At 61.5% G+C, this 19,854-nt stretch carries 18 protein-coding genes and 6 pseudogenes; 13 read left to right on the top strand and 11 right to left on the bottom strand.

Annotation, left to right across the window (positions count from 1 at the left end; genetic code table 11):
- Positions 1-33: 33 nt before the first annotated feature.
- The 3 genes from AC0L7P_RS05955 (at position 34) to AC0L7P_RS05945 (ending at position 1,362) form a co-directional block, all read left to right on the top strand.
- Positions 34-504, top strand: coding sequence for a DUF6173 family protein (locus tag AC0L7P_RS05955; RefSeq protein ID WP_473434889.1), 471 nt, complete (start codon positions 34-36; stop codon positions 502-504).
- A gap of 92 nt (positions 505-596) precedes the next feature.
- Complete coding sequence (locus tag AC0L7P_RS05950) at positions 597-731, top strand: aa3-type cytochrome c oxidase subunit IV (protein ID WP_473434888.1); 135 nt, start codon at positions 597-599, stop codon at positions 729-731.
- A gap of 10 nt (positions 732-741) precedes the next feature.
- Complete coding sequence (locus AC0L7P_RS05945; protein WP_473434887.1) at positions 742-1,362, top strand: hypothetical protein; 621 nt, start codon at positions 742-744, stop codon at positions 1,360-1,362.
- On the opposite strand, the gene AC0L7P_RS05940 is transcribed toward AC0L7P_RS05945, so the two are convergent.
- Both AC0L7P_RS05940 and AC0L7P_RS05935 read right to left on the bottom strand, forming a co-directional pair.
- The gene (locus AC0L7P_RS05940; protein ID WP_473434886.1) at positions 1,359-2,387 is read right to left on the bottom strand and encodes an MBL fold metallo-hydrolase; all 1,029 of its coding nucleotides are present in this window, start codon (positions 2,385-2,387) and stop codon (positions 1,359-1,361) included. The two genes, AC0L7P_RS05945 and AC0L7P_RS05940, sit on opposite strands and share 4 nt — an antisense overlap.
- A 7-nt stretch (positions 2,388-2,394) precedes the next feature.
- Complete coding sequence (locus AC0L7P_RS05935) at positions 2,395-4,098, bottom strand: acyl-CoA dehydrogenase (protein WP_473434885.1); 1,704 nt, start codon at positions 4,096-4,098, stop codon at positions 2,395-2,397.
- Positions 4,099-4,222: 124 nt separating this feature from the next.
- Here AC0L7P_RS05935 and AC0L7P_RS05930 point away from each other — a divergent pair, with 124 nt between their 5' ends.
- Both AC0L7P_RS05930 and AC0L7P_RS05925 read left to right on the top strand, forming a co-directional pair.
- Positions 4,223-5,161, top strand: a complete 939-nt coding sequence (locus tag AC0L7P_RS05930; RefSeq protein ID WP_473435410.1) for an L-threonylcarbamoyladenylate synthase — start codon at positions 4,223-4,225, stop codon at positions 5,159-5,161.
- Positions 5,162-5,286: 125 nt separating this feature from the next.
- Positions 5,287-6,348: an NAD(P)H-dependent flavin oxidoreductase gene (locus tag AC0L7P_RS05925; RefSeq protein WP_473434884.1), complete on the top strand. Its 1,062-nt coding sequence runs from the start codon at positions 5,287-5,289 to the stop codon at positions 6,346-6,348.
- Here AC0L7P_RS05925 and AC0L7P_RS05920 read toward each other — a convergent pair.
- Positions 6,349-8,840, bottom strand: a pseudogene (locus tag AC0L7P_RS05920) (GcvT family protein). It lies immediately after the preceding gene.
- A 216-nt stretch (positions 8,841-9,056) separates the two neighbouring features.
- Positions 9,057-9,452: a CsbD family protein gene (locus tag AC0L7P_RS05915; RefSeq protein ID WP_473434883.1), complete on the bottom strand. Its 396-nt coding sequence runs from the start codon at positions 9,450-9,452 to the stop codon at positions 9,057-9,059.
- Between AC0L7P_RS05915 and AC0L7P_RS05910 the strand changes: the two genes are divergently transcribed.
- The gene (locus AC0L7P_RS05910; RefSeq protein WP_473434882.1) at positions 9,444-10,166 is read left to right on the top strand and encodes a hypothetical protein; all 723 of its coding nucleotides are present in this window, start codon (positions 9,444-9,446) and stop codon (positions 10,164-10,166) included. The two genes, AC0L7P_RS05915 and AC0L7P_RS05910, sit on opposite strands and share 9 nt — an antisense overlap.
- On the opposite strand, the pseudogene AC0L7P_RS05905 reads toward AC0L7P_RS05910, so the two are convergent.
- Positions 10,142-11,129 (bottom strand): annotated as a pseudogene (locus tag AC0L7P_RS05905) (2-hydroxyacid dehydrogenase). The gene AC0L7P_RS05910 and the pseudogene AC0L7P_RS05905 sit on opposite strands and share 25 nt — an antisense overlap.
- Positions 11,130-11,270: 141 nt before the next feature.
- Here AC0L7P_RS05905 and AC0L7P_RS05900 point away from each other — a divergent pair.
- Positions 11,271-11,789, top strand: a complete 519-nt coding sequence (locus tag AC0L7P_RS05900) for an SH3 domain-containing protein (protein ID WP_473434881.1) — start codon at positions 11,271-11,273, stop codon at positions 11,787-11,789.
- Positions 11,790-11,833: 44 nt separating this feature from the next.
- On the top strand, positions 11,834-12,727 hold the full coding sequence (locus tag AC0L7P_RS05895; RefSeq protein WP_473434880.1) for a cation diffusion facilitator family transporter: 894 nt from the start codon (positions 11,834-11,836) through the stop codon (positions 12,725-12,727).
- A gap of 48 nt (positions 12,728-12,775) precedes the next feature.
- On the opposite strand, the gene AC0L7P_RS05890 is transcribed toward AC0L7P_RS05895, so the two are convergent.
- On the bottom strand, positions 12,776-13,003 hold the full coding sequence (locus AC0L7P_RS05890; RefSeq protein WP_473434879.1) for a DUF1150 family protein: 228 nt from the start codon (positions 13,001-13,003) through the stop codon (positions 12,776-12,778).
- A gap of 21 nt (positions 13,004-13,024) precedes the next feature.
- A pseudogene (locus tag AC0L7P_RS05885) lies at positions 13,025-13,437 on the bottom strand (Hsp20 family protein).
- A gap of 180 nt (positions 13,438-13,617) precedes the next feature.
- On the opposite strand from AC0L7P_RS05885, the gene AC0L7P_RS05880 reads away from it, so the two are divergent.
- Positions 13,618-13,836 (top strand): YdcH family protein, encoded by a 219-nt coding sequence (locus tag AC0L7P_RS05880; RefSeq protein WP_473434878.1) that lies wholly within the window; start codon positions 13,618-13,620, stop codon positions 13,834-13,836.
- A gap of 33 nt (positions 13,837-13,869) precedes the next feature.
- On the opposite strand, the pseudogene AC0L7P_RS05875 reads toward AC0L7P_RS05880, so the two are convergent.
- A pseudogene (locus AC0L7P_RS05875) lies at positions 13,870-15,266 on the bottom strand (aminotransferase family protein).
- A 433-nt stretch (positions 15,267-15,699) separates the two neighbouring features.
- A pseudogene (locus tag AC0L7P_RS05870) lies at positions 15,700-16,621 on the bottom strand (manganese-dependent inorganic pyrophosphatase).
- A 122-nt stretch (positions 16,622-16,743) separates the two neighbouring features.
- Here AC0L7P_RS05870 and AC0L7P_RS05865 point away from each other — a divergent pair.
- The 3 genes from AC0L7P_RS05865 to AC0L7P_RS05855 are packed head-to-tail and all read left to right on the top strand — an operon-like array spanning position 16,744 to position 17,796.
- Complete coding sequence (locus AC0L7P_RS05865) at positions 16,744-17,409, top strand: DUF2161 domain-containing phosphodiesterase (protein ID WP_473435409.1); 666 nt, start codon at positions 16,744-16,746, stop codon at positions 17,407-17,409.
- A gap of 4 nt (positions 17,410-17,413) precedes the next feature.
- The gene (locus tag AC0L7P_RS05860) at positions 17,414-17,536 is read left to right on the top strand and encodes a hypothetical protein (RefSeq protein ID WP_473434877.1); all 123 of its coding nucleotides are present in this window, start codon (positions 17,414-17,416) and stop codon (positions 17,534-17,536) included.
- Entirely contained in the window at positions 17,506-17,796 is a 291-nt protein-coding gene (locus AC0L7P_RS05855; protein WP_473434876.1) for a DUF2750 domain-containing protein, read from the top strand. Before AC0L7P_RS05860 ends, AC0L7P_RS05855 begins: the two co-directional genes overlap by 31 nt.
- A gap of 42 nt (positions 17,797-17,838) precedes the next feature.
- Here the strand turns inward: AC0L7P_RS05855 and AC0L7P_RS05850 are convergent, their stop codons facing one another.
- Both AC0L7P_RS05850 and AC0L7P_RS05845 read right to left on the bottom strand, forming a co-directional pair.
- Positions 17,839-18,771, bottom strand: coding sequence for a GGDEF domain-containing protein (locus AC0L7P_RS05850; RefSeq protein WP_473435408.1), 933 nt, complete (start codon positions 18,769-18,771; stop codon positions 17,839-17,841).
- A 135-nt stretch (positions 18,772-18,906) separates the two neighbouring features.
- Positions 18,907-19,191: pseudogene (locus AC0L7P_RS05845) on the bottom strand (PAS domain-containing protein); the annotation flags it as partial.
- A 333-nt stretch (positions 19,192-19,524) separates the two neighbouring features.
- Between AC0L7P_RS05845 and AC0L7P_RS05840 the strand changes: the two are divergent.
- On the top strand, positions 19,525-19,812 hold the full coding sequence (locus AC0L7P_RS05840) for a co-chaperone GroES (protein ID WP_473434875.1): 288 nt from the start codon (positions 19,525-19,527) through the stop codon (positions 19,810-19,812).
- Positions 19,813-19,854: the final 42 nt, after the last annotated feature.

The following is a 19,854-nucleotide window of genomic DNA, read 5'->3' as shown; positions in this document are numbered from 1 at the left end:
CACGCCAGATTGCCCCCCAAAAGGAGCCAAAACATGGACGACCCGATTCAAACCACCGCCGAAGCCGCCGAGGCCGATGCCATGCCCCGCGCCCATGCCGTGCACACCGATCCCGACCACGATTGCGCGGAAAAGAAACCCCTGCCCGCCGGGGCGGCAAAAAAGCCGCTGGATCAGAAAAGCCCGGCAGAATGGGCCTATCAGCGGCTGATTCTCTATATCCAGAATTTCGAGAAACAGCTGGATAACGAACACGAGGTCGCCATGGGGTTTGTCGGCGGCGCGCCCGGCGTCATGCGGATCGAAGGCATGGGGTTTTACGACCCGGACATCGTAACGTTCTATGGATCGGACCCGGGCGGCGCGCGCACCCAGCTGATTCAGCACGTAAGCCAGTTGAATGTGTTGTTGCGCGCCCTGCCCAAAAACGCCGATCAGGCCGAACCGACCCGCATCGGTTTTCGTCTGGCCGCCGATCTGGACGACACCACCGACGACGCCTGAGCCACACCGCCCGATTGCCGGCCCGCAGGGTCGTGACAGGGCCGATGAAATCGTCTATCCCGACCCAAACGCAGCCTTTCAGGAACACCACCATGGCCGAACACAAACCCGGATCAATGAACATCGAAACCCACGAAGAAACCTTTAACGGCTTCGTTACCTTCGCCACCCGCGCGGTGATTGCGATCATCGTCCTGCTGATCCTGCTTGCCATATTCAGAACCTAGGGTCCGTTTCGTGTTTTTACGCGCCCTTGCGGCCATGGCGCTGCTGGTCCTTGCGGGCTGCGGTGCCGTGTCTGTCGTCGCCCCGCTGGAAGAGGTACAGCAGGCGGCCTATGTGCACCCGGGGCCAAAATCGCTCACGCTTTATACCGTAATCAACAACCATTCGGGGTCGGGCGCGCATACGGCCCTGTTGGTCAATGCCAGCCAGCGGGTGCTGTGGGATCCGGCGGGTTCGTTCTATCACCCTGCCGTGCCGGAACGAAACGATGTGCTCTATGGGATCACCCCGACGATTCAGGCCGTCTATATCGACTATCACGCGCGCGAAACCTTTCGCATCGTGGAGCAGACGGTGAATGTGTCCCCCGAGGTGGCCGAACTGGCCCTGAAACTGGTGCAGGAACAGGGCGCGGCGGGCGATGCCACCTGTTCGGTAACCACCAGCCGCATCCTGTCGCAACTGCCCGGTTTCGAAGGTTTCCCGGTCAGCTATTTTCCGGTCAAAACCATGGAGAATTTCGCCGCCCGCACTGGTGTGACAGGGCGCACGATCACCGATGACGATGCCGACGACAACCACGGTGTGCTGTTCCGCGTGACACGCCCCAAAGGGCCGGCCACCGCGCCCTAGGGCGCCACCTGCCACAACCACGCGCCATCGTCCCGGCGATGGCGCGTGGCCCGGCCCAGATGCCACAGGTGCTGGCAATGGGCATAGGCCTCGACCAAGGCCAGGCCATATTCGGCGGGGCCGATCTTGCGCTTGAACATCACCTCGAAACATTCAACCGCCGTGCGCGGGGTGGCCAGATGCAGCGCCAGCCGCTCCAGCGCGCCGTGGTGATTGGCAATCAACTGCCGCAAACGCGTGGGCAGGCCAAGAAACGGCAGTTTATGACCCGGCAAAACCAACTGCCCGGGCGTCGCATGAGCGGCAAGGCGCGAGCAGGATTCCAGCCAATCGGCCACAGGATCGGCAAGGGGTTCGGTGGCATAAACCCCCAGATTGGGCGAAATCGACGGGATCAACTGATCACCCCCGATCACCACGCCATCCTCGCGCGCCCAAAGGGTGGCATGTTCCGGCGCATGACCGTTGCCGATGCGCACATCCCACGTCCGCCCGCCGATCCGCAGCAGTGATCCTTCGGCGATCCGGGTAAAGCCCAGCGGCAAAGGCGCCACCACATCGGCAAAGTTGAAGGGCCGCTCTTGCGCGCGCTGATCGTAAATCGTCGGGTCCATCCCGGCGCCGCGCCAGAACGCAAGGGTTTCGGGCAGCGGCAGGGCCTGTTCATCCAGCACCAGCATCCGCGCCATCAGCCATGCGGTGCGGGTGGTAATCAGTTCGGCCCCCTGCCCCTGAAACCACCCGGCCAGCCCGATATGATCGGGGTGATGGTGCGTGACCAAAAGCCGCGTCACCGGGCGCCCGGCCAATGGCCCCGCCAGCAGGGTTTCCCAGATCGCCCGGGTCTTGCGGCTGTCGAATCCGGTATCGACAATGCACCAGCCGTCGCCATCCTCCAGCGCAAAAACATTCACATGATCCAGCGCCATGGGCAGGGGCAGGCGCATCCACAGCACCCCCTCGGCCACCTCGACCGCCGCGCCGGGTTCGGGTGGTTCAAACGGGTATCGCAGTGTGGTGTCCATGCCCCCTTTACGCGCCCAGATCATCGGGCGAAAGGGCGAATACCCCTGCGGCCCCCGCCCCGGCATGGGCCAGAAGGCCGGTATATTCCGGCAGCAACCGCTGAACATAGAAGTCGGCCAGCGCGACGCGCGGCGCCTCATCCGACAGGGCGCATTTCAGGTGGATATGGGCGCCCAGCACCCGGGCAAAGGCCCGCAGATAAGGAACAGCCCCGGCAAAGCGATCCTGCATGTCATCCTGTGCAATCAGCCATTCCGTGGTCTCGCGCAGCCCTTCCGCCGCGTTCCAGACCGCCTGTGCCATGTCGCTGTGGGTGGTGCGCGCACTTTCGGCGTCGGACTGGATTTCATCCAGCAGGTGAAACGCCGCCTCGCCGCCGTCCATCATCTTGCGCGCGACCAGATCCATCGCCTGAATGCCGTTGGTGCCTTCATAAATCGCCGTGACCCGCACATCGCGGGCATATTGGGCAGCGCCGGTTTCCTCGATGAACCCCATGCCCCCATGCACCTGCATTCCGGTATCGGCCACTGCGATGCCCACATCGGTGCCGAATGCCTTGGCGAGCAGGGTCAGCAGCGCGGCGCGGGCCTTCCATTCGCCGCCGCCCTGTGCGCGGGCCATATCAATGGCCACGGCGCACATCAGGGCGATGCCCCGGGCGGCCTGAATATCGGCCTTCATGGTGGTCAGCATGCGGCGCACATCGGCGTGTTCCACGATGGTGCCGGTGCCAGAGGCGCGGCCCTGTTTGCGTTCCTGCGCATAGGCCAGCGCGTGCTGATAGGCGCCTTCACCCGCACCGATGCCCTGCACCCCCACACCAAGACGGGCGTTGTTCATCATGGTGAACATCGCGGCCATCCCGCCATGCTCCGCCCCGATCAGCCAGCCGGTCGCGCCATCATATTGCATCACCGCCGTGGGGCTGCCGTGTAGGCCCATCTTGTGCTCAAGGTTGACCACGTTCAGCGCGTTGCGCTTGCCCGGATTACCGGCATCGTCGGGAATGAATTTCGGCACCATGAACAGGGAAATCCCCTTGGTTCCCGGCACCGCACCCGGCAGGCGCGCCAGCACCAGATGGCAGACGTTTTCGGTAAAATCGTTATCCCCCCAAGAGATGAAAATCTTTTGCCCCGTCACCGCATAGCTGCCATCGCCGTTCGGTTCGGCCCGTGTGCGCAGGGCGCCCACATCGCTGCCCGCCTGGGGTTCGGTCAGGTTCATGGTGCCGCACCATTCCCCCGAGATCAGCTTTGGCAGATACAGCGCCTTGATCGCGTCGCTGGCGTGATGTTCCAGCGCCTCGATCTGGCCCTGGCTCATCAGGGGATTCAGTTGCAGCGACAGACAGGCCGACGACATCATTTCATTCACCGCCGTCGTCACCGCCATGGGCAGGCCCATGCCCCCGTGATCGACCGGAGCAGACATGCCGATCCAGCCGCCCTCGGCAATCGCGCGATACCCCTCGCCAAACCCCGGCGAGGTGCGCACCACGCCGTTTTCCAGAACCGCCGGATGTTCATCGCCGGCCCGTTGCAGGGGCGCCAGAACATCTTCGCACAACCGGCCTGCTTCGGTCAGGATCGCCTCGGTCATGTCCGGGGTCGCTTCGGCGAACAGATCGGTGTCGGTGACCTGTTGCAACCCCACGACATGATCGAACAGAAACATGAATTCGCGGGCGGGGGCGCGGTAGGGCATGAAATCCTCCTGGCACAGTAAAATCGTCACGCTTGGCATCAGGCGCGCGGGGGAATATGGCAATGGCTGCAATCTGGGGCGCAATGGGGCCCCCGGCAACCCGAACGCAGCGTCACACAGATACATGACCCAAAGCCTGAATGATACGTCCGAAGATGTGGCCCGGGCCGCAAACCTGTTGCGTGACGGTCGCCTTGTCGCCTTTCCCACCGAAACCGTCTATGGGCTGGGCGCCGACGCCACCAATGACCGCGCCGTTGCCGCGATTTACGAGGCCAAGGGCCGCCCCCGGTTCAACCCTCTTATCATCCACCTGCCCGACATCGCGGCGGTTCACCGTTTTGCCATCCTCGATGGTGCCGCCCTTGCCCTGGCAGAGGCGTTCTGGCCCGGGCCGCTGACCCTTGTTCTGCCCATGCATGCCGATGCCGGGCTGTCGCCGCTGATCTCGGCGGGGCTTGATACCGTTGCCGTGCGCCTGCCCGACTTGCCCGTGGCGCGCGCGCTGTTGCAACAGGTGGGGCGGCCCGTCGCCGCGCCGTCGGCCAACCCTTCGGGCCGGGTCAGCCCGACAACCGCGCAACATGTGATCGACGGATTGGGCGGGCGGATCGATGCCGTGCTTGATGGCGGCGCCTGTGGCGTGGGGTTGGAATCAACCATTCTGGGGTTTGATCCGGTGCCAACCCTGTTGCGCCCCGGTGGCCTGCCCGGCGAAACGCTGGCCCGCCAGATCGGCGTGCCCCTTGCCCGCCCCGCCCCGAAGGCCGGAATCACCTCGCCCGGGCAGCTTGCCTCGCATTACGCGCCCCGTGGCACCCTGCGCCTGAACGCCGCCAAGGCCGAACCCGGCGAAACCCTGCTGGGCTTTGGCCCTGTCGCGGCAGACCTGAACCTTTCGCGCGCTGGCGATCTGGCACAGGCGGCGGCCAACCTGTTTCGTCACCTGCGCACGCTGGACGATCAGAACGTCACCCGCATCGCCGTTTCGCCGATCCCCGAGACCGGCCTTGGCGCCGCCATCAACGACAGGTTGCGCCGCGCCGCCGCACCGCGCCCCTGATTTCTCAGCCATCACGCCCGCCCCCCTGGGGCGCGATTTTTTCCACCGCGCCCTGCCCATCATGCCCCGATGAATGGTACAGTCTGCCACGAAGGTTTGACTCTCACTTGCGACAGGAACGCGCCATGACATCCACTCTTCTCAGCCAGGTCGGTCGCTTTTGCGATTCATATGACTTGCAGGTTCCGATCCTCATGGCGCCGATGGCCGGTGCGTGCCCGGCGTCTTTGGCGATTGCCGTCGCGAATGGCGGCGGAATGGGGGCCTGTGGTTGCCTGTTGATGCAGCCGGATGGAATAGCGAATTGGGCGCAGCAGATGCGCGCGGGGTCGAATGGCGCATTTCAGCTCAACCTCTGGATTCCCGATCCGGCCCCCCTGCGCGATTCCGCGCACGAAGCAAAACTGCGCGCGTTTCTCGGGCAATGGGGGCCAGAGGTTTCGGCCGACGCCGCCGAAGGGATAATGCCGGATTTCGAGGCGCAATGCGACGCCATGCTGGCGGCGGGGCCGCATGTCATTTCGTCCATCATGGGGGTCTTTCCCGCGCCCTTCGTTACCCAGATGAAAGAGCGCGGGATCAAATGGTTTGCCACGGTCACGACCGTCACCGAGGCGTTGGCAGCCGAAGCGGCAGGCGCGGATGTGATCGTTGCCCAGGGCATGGAGGCAGGCGGCCATCGCGGCGCGTTCAGGGCCGATGATGCGGATCGTTCTCTGGTGGGGCTGTTCGCGCTGCTTCCTGCGGTGGTCGATGCGGTGCGCCTGCCCGTGGTTGCGACAGGCGGAATCGCCGATGCACGCGGCGTCGCGGCGGCACTGATACTGGGGGCGTCGGCGGTGCAGATCGGCACCGGCCTGTTGCGCACCCCCGAGGCCGGGATCAAACCGGCCTGGGCCGATGCCATCGGCACCGCATTGCCCGAAGGAACGGTTGCAACCCGGGCATTTTCCGGGCGGCTGGGGCGCAGCATCCGCACAGCCTATACGAATTCGGCGGAAAACGGGCCAACGCCGGCGCCCTACCCCATTCAGCGCAACATCACGAAACCCATGCGCGCGGGCGCAACGAACATCGACACGATGCAGGCCTGGGCCGGCCAATCCGCAAAACTGGCCCGCGCCGCCCCTGCAACAGAGCTGATCACAGAGCTTTGGAACGAGGCGCAGGCAATCTTGCAGGGCTGATCAGCCGTTGACGCGAATGCGCGCGTTTGTCGGGTCATAGGGGCTGTCTTCGCTCACCGTGGCCTTCCACAACTCGCGCTGCATCCGTACCAACAATTCGGTGCCCGGTTCGGCCAGATCGGGGCGCACATACCCCATGCCGATGCTTTTGCCAAAGCCCACGGAATACCCCCCGAGGTCAGCCGCCCGATACGGGAATCGCCAAGGTACAGCGCCTCGTGGCCCCATGGATCGGCATCCTCGGGACCATCGATCAGCAGGGTCACACATTTGGAGCGGATGCCGGTGGCCTGCATGGCGGCCTTGCCGTGGAATTCCTTCTCAAGGTCCACGAACCGGTCCAACCCCGCCTCAAGCGGCGTGGCGTCGCGGCCCAGTTCATTGCCAAAGGCGCGATAGGATTTTTCCTGTCGCAGCCAGTTCTGCGCCCGCGCGCCGACCAGTTTCAGACCATGGGGTTCACCCGCTTCCATTAGCCGGTCAAACAGGTGGTTCTGCATTTCCATCGGATGATGCAATTCCCACCCCAATTCGCCGGTATAGGCAACGCGAATGGCAAGGGTGGGCACCATGCCCAGTTCAATATCCCGGGCCGAAAGCCATGGAAACGCCTTGTTGGACAGCGCGATTTCGGGATTCGGGTCACGGATCAGCGATGACAGAACATCCCGCGTGCGCGGCCCCGCCATGGCGAAAACACCCCATTGGCCGGTGACATCGTGGATCAGAACAGGCGCCCCACCCCGGGCCATGAAATCTTCGGCGGATTTTTGCAGGAAATCGCCGTCATAGGCCTGCCATGCCCCGGCGGAAATAAGGTAATATCCGTCCTCGCGGCGGCGCACGATGGTGTATTCCGTGCGTGTCGTCCCTGCGCCGGTCAGGGCATAGGTCAGGTTGATCCGCCCGATACGCGGCAGTTTGTTGGTGGTGAACCCGTCAAGAAATTCCGTCGCCCCCGGCCCAGACACCCAGTGTTTGGTAAAGGCGCTGGCGTCGATCATGCCAACGCCTTCGCGGATCGCCTTTGCCTCGTCCACCGCATATTGCCACCAGCCCCCGCGCCGGAAACTGCGCGAATCGTGGTCGCTGAACCCTTTGGGGGCGAAATAATTGGGCCGCTCCCATCCGTTGACCTGCCCGAACTGCGCACCGCGCGCTGCCATCCGGTCATAACAGGGCGCGGTTTTCAGGGGCCGGGCGGCGGGGCGTTCTTCGTCGGGATAGTGCGGGATATAGACGTGTTCATAGGCCTCTTCGTTCTTCTTCATCGCGTATTCGGTGGTCATCCAACTGCCGTATCGCTTGGGGTCAAGCGACGCCATGTCGATCTCGGCCTCGCCCTGCACCATCAGATCGGCCAGATATTTGCCGCTGCCCCCCGCCGCCGTGATGCCAAAGGAAAACCCTTCGGCCAGCCACATGTTGCGCAGGCCCGGCGCCGGGCCAAGCAGGGGGTTGCCATCGGGGGTGTAACAGATCGGGCCGTTGAAATCGTCCTTTAACCCGCAGGTTTCGCAGGACGGAATCCGGTGGATCATCGCCATGTATTGCTCTTCGATCCGCTCCAGATCAAGCTGGAACAGATCGGCCCGAAAACTGTCTGGCACGCCATATTCAAACCGGGCGGGGGCGTTTTTTTCGTACACCCCCAAAATCCAGCCGCCTCGTTCTTCGCGCACATAGGATTGCGCGTCAGCGTCGCGGATCACCGGGTGTTCGGAGTGCGTCTTGCGGAATTCGACCAGTGCCGGGTCTTGCTCCATGACGATAAACTGATGTTCCACCGGGATCGCCGGAATCTTGATGCCCAAAAGCCGCGCCGTGCGCTGTGCATGGTTGCCCGTGGCCGTGACCACATGTTCGGCGTGAATGACGATCTGTTCCTCGGAGGCCACCAGATTGCCACCCTTTTCCACCATCTTGGTGCAGGTGACATCCCAGTGATCGCCAGCCCAGTGATACCCGTCCACCTGCCATTTCCGTTCAATGGCAACGCCACGCTGGCGGGCGCCCTTGGCCATGGCCATGGTCACATCGGCAGGGTTGATATAGCCATCGGTGGGGTGATAAATCGCGCCTTCCAGATCCTCGGTGCGGATCAGCGGCCAGCGGTCCTTGATCTGGGCGGGGGTCATCCAGTCAAACGGCACACCGCAGGTTTCGGCGGTGGTGGCATAAAGCATATATTCATCCATGCGCGCCTGTGACTGGGCCATGCGCAGGTTGCCCACCACGGAAAACCCGGCGTTCAGCCCGGTTTCTTCCTCAAGCGTCTTATAGAACCTGATCGAATAATCATGGATGTGGGTCGTGGCGAAAGACATGTTGAAATAGGGCAAAAGCCCCGCCGCGTGCCAGGTGCTCCCCGAGGTCAGCTCATCGCGTTCCAGCAACATCACATCGGCCCATCCGGCCCGCGCAAGGTGATAGGCGATTGACGTACCAACGGCGCCGCCGCCGACAACCAAAGCTTTGACGTGGGTTTTCATCTGCCGATTCCTTGCTAACGCGATTGTCGCCACTGTGCCGATTGCAGCGCCATGCGGTCCGCAGGCGCCGACGCAGTTTCATCCGAAACCGACGCAGGGCCATCAAATCTGCCGGGGTCACGACAAAAAGCCGCGCCATTGCCCGGCGCGGCCTTCAGATGTTCAACCGGTGTTGCAATCAGCCCGGCAAGCGGCCGATCACATTCGCGGTTTGTCTCAGTTTTCGCTCAGGAACTTGTCAACTTCTTCGCGGGCCTGTTCCTTGGTCTTGCCGTAACGCTCTTGAATCCGGCCTTCCAATTGCTCGCGGTTGCCTTGGGCGCGGTCCAGATCGTCGTCTGTCAGGTCGCCCCATTTTTCCTGAGCCTTGCCTTTGAATATCTTCCAGTTGCCTTCTACCTGATCCCAATTCATGGCGGATCTCCTTTTCGCTGTTGCGGTTGCAGGCTCAATGTCGATCTGCGGCCAAAGGTTCCATCCACCGCTTGTGAATTGTATTTTTTCGCCGCTCCAATTAGAAAGTGTCCAGGTTAAATAACGGGTCAGAATGCCGCAATGTGTCTCGTGCGTCTCATAACGGAATTCGGCCTTGTGCAATCGCGCATGGCCCATTCCATTATCCATGACAGTTCGTTGAAAAACCGCGTTTTCCTGTTGAAGCGTGCAGCGGCACTGATGGACCGGATCGAGAGTTACGACCCGGCAAACAAAACGGAATTGCAGACCAAGATCGGGTTTTTCCTGGCCCGGGCAAAACACGCGCCGTCGGAAAATGGCGCGCCGCGGGATCTGATGATCGCGTTTGATTTATTGAACCGCTTTGATGGCGTTCTGACCCACAAAGCCCCCTGCCAAAGCCGCTCGACCCTTTCACATGAGGTGCTGGGCCGGTTGATCGACCGCCACGCACCACAGGGCGAATTGGCCCGCTATATCACCGGAATGTCGCAGCGGGCATCGCTGATCGGACCGTCATTCCATCATATCTGTACCAGCAGCGGCAACGCCGCATTCCACGAAACGCCCCAGGACCGGTTTACCGGGCTTCACATGCGTGATCTGATTGGCGCACACCGCTATGATACCCGCAGTCACCACCACATGAGCAGCAGCCTCAGAGGGCACAAACAGGGGTATTATTATGCGCTTGATGTGCCGGTTCTGGGCAATCGGGTGATGCAATGCCACATGCGGCCCTGGCACCATGCGGGGGGCGAAACCGGCGGATTGGCGCTCTGGGTGAATGATGTCACCGACAGGCTGACGCCCGCCCATGGATTTGCCGGCATTCCCGCCCCCGGTCACAGCATCGACGGCACGACCTGATCGGGGGGCCGGTGGCCATCGGCAAAGGTTTTGATATTGATAATCACCTTTTCGCCCATCTCGATCCGCCCCTCCAGAGTGGCGCTTCCCATATGGGGCAAAAGCACGACATTGGGCAATTCACGCAGGCGCGGATTGATCTCATGCCCGCGTTCGAACACATCCAGACCGGCACCGGCAATTTCACCGCCGCGCAGCCCCCGGGTAAGCGCATTTTCATCAATCACCTCGCCCCGTGATGTGTTCACGATAACGGCGCTGGGTTTCATCAGCTTGATCCGCCGCGCATTCATCAAATGGAACGTGCTGGGCGTGTGGGGGCAATTGACGCTGATGATATCCATCCGGCTGACCATCTGGTCCAGGCTTTCCCAATAGGTGGCGTCCACCGCCTTTTCGGTATCGGGGTGCAGACGTTTGCGATTGTGGTAATGCACCTGCATTCCAAACGCCGCCGCGCGTCGCGCCACCGCCTGCCCGATCCGCCCCATCCCCAGAATACCCAGCCGCCGCCCGCTCAGACGCCCGCCAAGAAACGCAGTCGGCGCCCACCCGGCCCATTGGCCCGATTGCATCATGGCCAGCCCTTCGGGAATGCGCCGGGTGACGGCCAGAATCAGCGCCATGGTCATATCGGCGGTATCATCGGTGACAACGCCGGGGGTGTTTGACACCAGAATACCCCGCTGGCGCGCCGTCGCCACATCCAGCCGGTCCACCCCGGCGCCATAATGGGCGATCAGTTTCAGCCGCGCGCCCGCCTGGGCCAGCAGCGCCGCGTCGATCTGATCGGTGACCGTCGGCACGATCACATCGGCGCTGCGCACCGCCGCGACCAGTTCATCGCGCGTCATCGGCGTATCGTCGGTACGTAGGGTCACGTCGAACAGGCTCGCTCATCCGGGTTTCGACAACCTCGGGCAACCGTCGCGTTACGACAACACTCAGACGTTGACCTGGCATTGGATGCTCCCTTGAACTTTTCTTCCCGAATGGTTTGGAGCAAAGTGACAAGGAACGGAGCAAGGCACAAGAGCGCCCAACAGACTCCGGCGCCGAATATACCGGCATTGCGGGCAGAGTTCACAAAGTGACACAGATCAGATGAGAGCGAACAATATCGGCTTAGGGGTGGTTCTTGCTGCCTTTTTCATGGCTATGCTGGATCAGGGCACCGCCTGGGCAGGCGATAAAGTGGGCCAGGTGACCCATCTGCCAATTCCACGATACGTGTCGATCAAGGCCAATGAGGGCAACGTGCGACGCGGGCCATCCCTGACCCACCGGATTGACTGGGTGTATAAACGCAAGGATCTGCCGTTGCAGATTACCGCCGAATACGGCCACTGGCGGCAGGTGCGCGATCACGATGGCGCCGGGGGCTGGGTGCATTATTCCCTGCTGTCAGGGGTGCGCACGGTGTTGGTCGAGGCCGAGCAGATCAAACTGTATGACCGGCCCGATCCCCAGTCTGCGGTCGATGCCATCGCGGAACGGGGCGTGGTCGCCAAGCTGGGCGAATGTCAGCCCGACTGGTGCTATATTCGCGTCGATGGCGGCTATGATGGCTGGACCCGAAAAAGCGGGATCTGGGGCGTCGACGCCGACGAGATCCGCGAATAAAGGCCGGTCTTGCCCCGCGCGGCGCGGGGTGCCATTACGCCCCTATGCCCCGCAAACCCTCTGACGCACGCCTGAATCAATCCGCGCTTGTGGCTTCGGTCACGGTTGCGATTGTGCTGGTCCTGGCCAAACTCTGGGGCTTTGCCGCCACGGGCGCGCTTTCGGTTGCGGCGTCGCTGGCCGATTCGGGGCTTGATCTGATGGTTGCGCTGGCCGGATTGGCGGCGGTTACCTATGCCGCCCGCCCCCCGGACGAGGACCACGCTTTCGGGCACACCTCGGCCGAGGATCTGGCCGCCCTTGGGCAGGCGCTGTTTCTGACCATCTCGGCCGGGGTCATCGCATCAGCGGCCGGCATACGCCTGTGGCGGGGCGACACCACGCCATTGATGGGTGAAGGCACCGGCATGGCGGTGATGGTGTTTTCCATCCTGCTCACCGGAGTATTGATATTTTATCAACGCCATGTGGCGAAACGCACCGGCAACCGCGTGGTTCTGGCCGATCAGTTGCATTATCTCAGCGATCTTGTTCCCAATGTGGGCGCCATCCTGTCGCTGTGGGCGTCGGCGCGGTTCGGTTTGGGGCAGATCGATTCGGTGGTGGCCCTGGGCGCCGCGGCCATGCTGGCCATTGGTGCCTTTCGTGTCGGGCGCGGCGCATGGCACGCCCTGATGGACCGCGCCGCCGATCCGGCAATGATCGCCGGGATCGAGGACATCACCCGCAACTGGCCCGATGTGCGCGGGTTTCACGACCTGAAAACCCGCACAGCGGGCAGCGTCACGTTCGTCAATCTGCACATCGAACTGGATGGCGATCAGCCCCTTACCCAGGCCCACGCCATAGGTGCCGCCCTGCGCCGCGCGATCCTGACCGCCTATCCCAAGGCCGATGTAATTATCCACAAAGACATCTGGCACGGCCCTGAAACGTAAAACGGCCCGCCTAAAGAGGCAGGCCGCGGCGCAATCATCGCCTTTGGATCAGTGAACGCTGACCGGCGCCATGTGGTTTTGCCGCGCCACGATAAAGGCCAGCGCACGATCCCGCACCAGCGCCAGACGATCACCATCGGCATTGTGAACCGCATAGATTTCATCCAGCCCGTCGGCCTGTTCGCGCACATCGTCGGGCAAATCATCTACCCGCACGGGGCGGACATAAACGATGCTCGGGATCGCGTCGTTCGGTGTTTCGCTGTTATTTTCCATCTCGGTCACCCCTCTCACAGATCAACCTCTGGTAATTTCTATGGTGCGCACGATCGTTTCCGGCACGTTCCGTTGCAGATCAACGTGCAACAACCCGTTTTCGATCCGCGCTCCGGCGATTTCCACGCCATCGGCCAGAACAAAGGTGCGCTGAAACTGCCGCGCCGCGATGCCCCGGTGTAAAAACACGCGGTCTTCGTCGGTGTCGTCCTGTCGCCCCCGGATGACCAACTGCCGGTCCTCGACGGTGATCGACAGATCCTGTTCGGCAAAGCCTGCCACCGCCAGCGTAATCCGATACCCTGTGCCGCTGGTCTGTTCGATATTATAGGGGGATATCCCCCGGAATCTGCCTTTGCCGTGCGTTCAACCAGACGTTCCAGTTGTTCAAACCCCAGCAGGAAAGGGTGTGACCCCAAAGCCATTTTTGTCATCGACACGTCCTTGTCCAAGCGACTGTGTTCCATAAATGCGGCCCCGTTATGGCGACCTGCCCCAAAGATATGGGTGGATTGAAACAACTCTGCAAGGGTTTCGCAGGTTCCCCGTATCCCGGAGGCGCGAATCAGGCTAGCGTGGGATCAAAGCGGGACAACCTGAAAAGACTGCAAAAAATGAACGCCTCCAGCAAACTGGACCACGAAGACATCCTGCGCATCCGCCTTGACGTGCTAAAGCGCGAACACCGCGATCTGGACGATGCCATCCACGCCCTGCAAGAGCGTGGAACCGCCGAGCAATTCACCCTGCGGCGGCTGAAAAAGCAAAAGCTGGCGCTGAAAGATCAGATTGCCGTGATCGAGGATGAGATTTTCCCCGACATCATCGCCTGAGCAGGCGCGCCCCGCAAAGGGCGCGCCACAGAATCAACCCAGAACGCGGGTCAGCGCCCCGTCTATGGCGTCGCTCAGATGGTCAATATCATCCGGTCCGGCGATCAGTGCGGGCGACAGGCACAGGGTGTTGTTGTACCCCGGCAGGCTGCGGTTGGTCGCGCCGATGATCACCCCCTGCCCCATGCAATCGGCCACCACCTTTTGCACCAGCGCCTCATTCAGCGGCGTTTTTGCGGCCCGGTCCGTCACCAATTCAGCCCCGCAGAACAACCCTTTGCCCCGCACATCACCGATAACCGCGTGTTTTTCCGCCAAAGCGTGCAGGTTGCCCATCAGCCGTTTCCCCATGCGCAGGGTGTTGTCCAACAGCCCCTCTTCCTCGATGATCGCCATGTTTTCCAGCGCGGCCGCAGGGCCGGCCGTGCAACCGCCAAAGGTGGAAATATCGCGGAAATAATTCATCGGATCGTCGGAATCGTCTTTGAACATTTCAAAGACGGCTTCGGTGGTCACGCAGCAGGAAATCGCGGCGTATCCCGATGCAACACCCTTGGCCATGGTCACGAAATCGGGCTTGATGCCATAATTCTGATAACCGAACCATGTGCCGGTGCGCCCGACGCCGCAAACCACCTCGTCAATGTGCAACAGGATGTCGTATTTGCGGCAAATTTCGCCCACCGTTTCCCAATATCCCGGCGGCGGCGGAACAACTCCGCCCCCGCTGTCACCGGCTCAAGGCACAGCGCGCCCACGGTATCGGGGCCTTCGCGCAGGATCACATCTTCGATGGCGCGTGCAGCGGCCACGCCGTAAGCCTCGCCCGATAAATGCCCAAGGCCCTGTTCATGGGCGCGGTATTCCAGACAGTGCGGCACCGGCACAAAGGCGGGGGTAAAGGGGCCGTATTGCGCGCTGCGCTCTTCCTGACCGCCCGCCGACAGACAGGCGATGGTGGTGCCGTGATAATCCCGCTCGCGGTACAGAATCTTGTTCTTTTTCCCGCCATAGCGTTTGTGCGCAATCTGGCGCACCATCTTGAACGCCTTTTCATTCGCCTCGGACCCTGAGTTGGCGAAATAAACCCGGCTCATCCCCGGCATTTTGTCAATCAAACGCTGGCTGAAATTCGCGCCCGGGATCGACCCCGCGCTACCGGCAAAATAGCACAGTTTCACCAGTTGATCGCGCACCGCATCGGCAATCCGTTCGCGGCCATAGCCAACATTCACGGTCCACACGCCGCCCGACACGCCATCAAGGTGTTCCTTGCCCTTGATATCCCAGATTTTCATGCCCTTGCCTTCGACCATGATCCGGGGATCTGCCGTTTCAAAGGGCTTGTGCTGAATCAGGTGATGCCAGACATGGGCGCGGTCGGATTCGACAATGCCCTCTGGGTCGTTGACGTTGAAAGGAATATTCATCGGCTATGCTCCGGCATGAGGTGAAAAGGCGCAGACTCTGACCCTGACAATGGCGCAGGTATTGTTTTTGCGATAGGACCAATTTCATCTGCCCGCTAAGGCCAGTTCAGTCGATAAAGACCCGGAGGCACGCCCCACCTACGCCCGCTGCGAACGCCGCCAAAACCAGGCCCCAAAATCCTGTCGGTGCCTTGTGTGCCCGGTACGTAAACCGCCACTGTCGGTGTGGTTCCGGTGTAAAGCAAGAAGCGTGGTTTTTTCGCCACGCCCCGGTCATTCCGTACCAAAATCCGGCGAGATCGCGGGACAACCAACCGCGCTGCTCGCTACACCCTCGGAACCGGCGCGCCCTGCTCTTCTGCTCGGGGGCGAGGCGTGTCGGCATCGCTGCCAAACGGCAAAAAGGGCGCCTGTCATGGCGCCCTTCTTTCGTTCAGACCGCCAGATTCGGGATGATCTGTTTCTTGCGCGACATGATCCCGGGCAACACCACGGTATCGCCCCCGCAAACGGTGGCAAAAGATTTTTCAGCCACGGATTTAACCAGATCGTTGGGCACCAGCAGCGTCGCTTCTTCGTTCAGGATATCGACCACGAACAACAAAACCTGATCGACACCATCCTCGGCGGCAACGGTTTCCATGGCCTTCATCAGGCTGTCTTTGCGGTCCAGCACCATCTTGGGCGACGTGGTTTCCAGAACGGACACCCGGAACTTGGTATCGCCCACTGCGTATTCCTTGGAATCCATGCGCAACAGCTCGGCATCGGAAAAGGCCGATACGTCAGATTTGGCCGCGAACATTTCAGCAGCATATCCGGCGATATTGACGCCCAGATCATCGGCCAGCGTTTCGGCCAGCGCCCGGTCGTGATCGGTGGTTGTCGGGCTGCGGAATTCCAGCGTGTCAGACAGGATGCACGACAGCATCGCGCCCTTGATCGCCTCGGGCATCTTGGCCGCGTCGGCGCCCATCAGGTCGTGCATGATCGTGGCCGTGCAGGCCAGCGGGCGGATGGTGATGTCGATCGGCCCCTTGGTTTCCAGCCCGCCAACCAGTTTGTGATGATCAATAATCGCCGTGATGTCGGCGCCATTGATGCCATCGGGCAATTCCGCCGGGTTATTCGTGTCAACGATCACCACCTGCGCGCCGTCATCAATGTTCGCCATGATCCCGGGCTTGGGCAATTTCCAGCGGTCCAGCATGAAGGCCGCTTCGGTGTTGGGTTCGCCCAAAAGGCGCGGTTCGGCGGGGTTGCCCAGCACCTCGGTCATGTACCAGGCCCAGATGATGGGCGAGCCGGTCGAGATCAGTATCAGGCGATTTATGTCCGAAGACGAGCGTAGTCATGGGGAATCCCTCGGGGTTGTGATTTTGCGCCGCTTATAGGCGCGGCAATGAACGATGTCACCTCTGCGGCGGGCCGGATTTTTCAACCTGACAGATGGCGCGTCCCGCGCTATCACCCTGTTATGACCGCTCCGCGCGAAACCGAACTGTACCCGCCCGTCAAAGCCTTTCTCGAAGGTCAGGGGTATGAGGTGAAATCCGAAATCGGCGCCGCCGATGTGGTGGCGGTACGGGGCGACGAGCCGCCCGTCATCGTCGAGCTGAAAACCAGCTTCACTCTCACCCTGTTGCATCAGGGTTTGGCCCGGCAAAGCCTGAGCGAGGCGGTCTATCTTGCGGTGCCCCTTCCAAAAGGGCGGATTGCCCGGCGAAACCTGCGCGACAATCTGGGTCTGTGCCGCCGGCTCGGCCTCGGGTTGATCACAGTACGGATACGCGACGGGCATCTTGAGGTTCTCTGCGATCCCGGCCCGTATCAACCGCGCAAATCGGCGCTGCGGTTGGGGCGGCTTCTGCGGGAATTCGCACGCCGGGTGGGCGATCCGAACACGGGCGGCGCCACCCGGGCAGGATTGGTGACCGCATATCGCCAGGACGCGACCCTCTGTGCCGCCCATCTGCACAATCACGGTCCCAGCAAGGGGGCGGTCGTGGCCAGGGCAACTGGCGTGGCGCAGGCCACCCGCATGATGGCCGCCGATCATTATGGCTGGTTCGAGCGGGTGGAAAAGGGCATCTATGCCCTGACCCCGCACGGCGCGGCGGAAATTGAAAACAACAAGGACTGACGCGATGGATCAGGCTCAGATTTCGGCGCTCCTGTCGCTGGACCCCGAAGACCGCTTTTGGCACACCGTGGATCGGGTGGCAGAAACCGGCAGCCTTTGGGCATTGCGGGGGAGTCCGGCTGGCTGACCTCGCTTGCGCCCGAAGGATACGAATATCTGCCGCTCTGGCCCGACCGCGCGCTGGCGCAGATAATCTGTGATCTGCGGTTCCCGGGCAATGCACCCGTCGAGATTACACTGGAGGAATTCAGGGCAAGCTGGATTGACGAGCTGGAGGAAGGCGGCCTGCGGGTGGGCGTTTTCCCCGACAGTGACGGTGCGTTTTGGGATGTCAGTTCCACCGCCCTGTTTGATGCCGTGGACGACGTGGCGCAAACGCGGATTTGATCGCCGCCAGATCACCGCAACAAGCCACCAAATCCACCGCATTCAGGCCACCCGTTTGGGCGGCTTGCCCCGACTGGATGCCACCCGCGCGCGCCCCTGATCCTTGGCCGCATAGAGCGCCTCGTCGGCGACTTTCATCAGGCGCAGCACCTGGTCTCCATCGTCGGGAAAACTGGCCACACCAGCCGAAGCGGTGATGCGGGGCAGCCGGGCGCCGCCATAATGCACCTCGATCCGCGCCACATCTTCCAGAAACCTGTTGGCACGGGCCATCGCCTCGTCGTGGGGAATTCCCGAACACAGGACCACAAATTCTTCGCCGCCGATCCGGCAGGGCGCGTAATCGTCCTTGAAGGTCGCGGCCAGAAGCCCGCCAAATTCACGCAGTACAATATCCCCGGCATCATGACCGTGATGATCGTTGAACTTTTTGAAATGATCCACATCGAGCGAAATCAGTGACACCGGAAGCCCCTTGGCACCGGCACGTTTCAACTCCTTATGTGACGCTTCGAGAAACCAGCGCCGGTTCCACAGGTTGGTCAGCGGGTCGCGCACCGATTGATCCAGCAATTCGTGGCGCAACTGCACATTTGCCACCGCGAGGCTGATCTGTTCCGCACATAAAAGGCCCACCTCCCAGCGCTGCTGCACAAATGTTTCGATGAAGTCGCGCGGCACGACAGACCGGTCAAACGCCGAAAAACACAGGTGCAGCAGGCCGATGGTTTCGCCATGGGCGATGATCGGCAGACAGAAATAGGGGCTGCCTTCGCCCTGGGCGTGGCCACAGGCAAATTCAATTGCCTTGACCCCATAGGAATAGGCGCGCCCGCGGCGCAGCGCCCAGCAATCCTCGGCACCGATATGGGCGTGGGGGGCGCCGTCGCCCCATTGTGCGGCAATTTCCAGCGTATCACGGGAATTGGAATAGATATAAAGCTGCCCCTCGGCCTCGGGCAGCAGGGTTTGCATGGATTTCTTGACCACCATCAACAGTTCATCCAGCGATTTCGCGGAATAGAGCCATTCACTGATCTGGCTGAGCAGACGGCGTTCGTGCTGGCGGTGCGCCTCGCTTTCGATCATCTCCCGGGCGTTTTTTTCCAGCGCCTTACGCTCGGTTATGTCGCGACTGACCGACATGTTGTAAATGTGGCGGCCCTCATCATCGAACAGCGGCATCAGCTTCTTTTCAACCCACAGTGGTTCGCCGGATTTGCGCATGTTCTGCACTTCCACCTGAAGGGGGCGGCGTTCGCTCAACGCCAAAAGAACCTGATCCGTCACCGCCTGATCGGTTGCGGCGAAATTGAGCAAATCCTCAGGCAGCATGTCATGAAATTCCTCCAGCCGGTAACCGTACATCTTTTCAAACCCCGGGTTCAGCCAGACGACCCGCCCCCCGGATCAGTCATCAGAATGGCATCTGTAGTATGTTGCAGGATCAGGTCCGCGAAATAGCGTGTGAGGTCGGCCTGCGAATCGTCTTTCATGGTGGCCTGTCCCTTGCCCGTATCATCCGGTTGTCATCGCGCCTGTTTCATGGTGTACCCCCTGACAGTTAAGATTTCCCTGCGCCTCACCGGGCCTGACGCGGAAATCTTGTCCCGCACGCCTCCCCCAACAGTTGACACAGGCATGTGCACTCCCTAAATCGCGATCATTGGCACTCGGACCACCCGAGTGCTAACATGATTGAAACTTGAACCTGAGGAGCGTTCACAGATGGCATTCACTCCGCTGCATGACCGAGTTCTGGTCCGCCGTGTCGAAGGCGACGAAAAGACCAAGGGTGGTCTGATCATCCCTGATAGCGCAAAAGAAAAGCCCGCTGAGGGCGAAGTCGTTTCCTGTGGCGCAGGCGCGCGCAAGGACAGCGGCGAACTGATCGAAATGGGCGTCAAGCAGGGCGACAAGATCCTGTTTGGCAAATGGTCCGGCACCGAAGTCACCCTCGATGGTGAAGAGCTGCTGATCATGAAGGAATCCGACATCCTGGGCATCATCGCCTGAGGCTGATCGTCGATCCCTTTACCTTTCAACAACATTCCAAGG

It is taken from the genome of Oceaniglobus sp. K40-3, from assembly GCF_055808395.1.
This window is presented reverse-complemented; position numbering and strand designations above follow the sequence as displayed.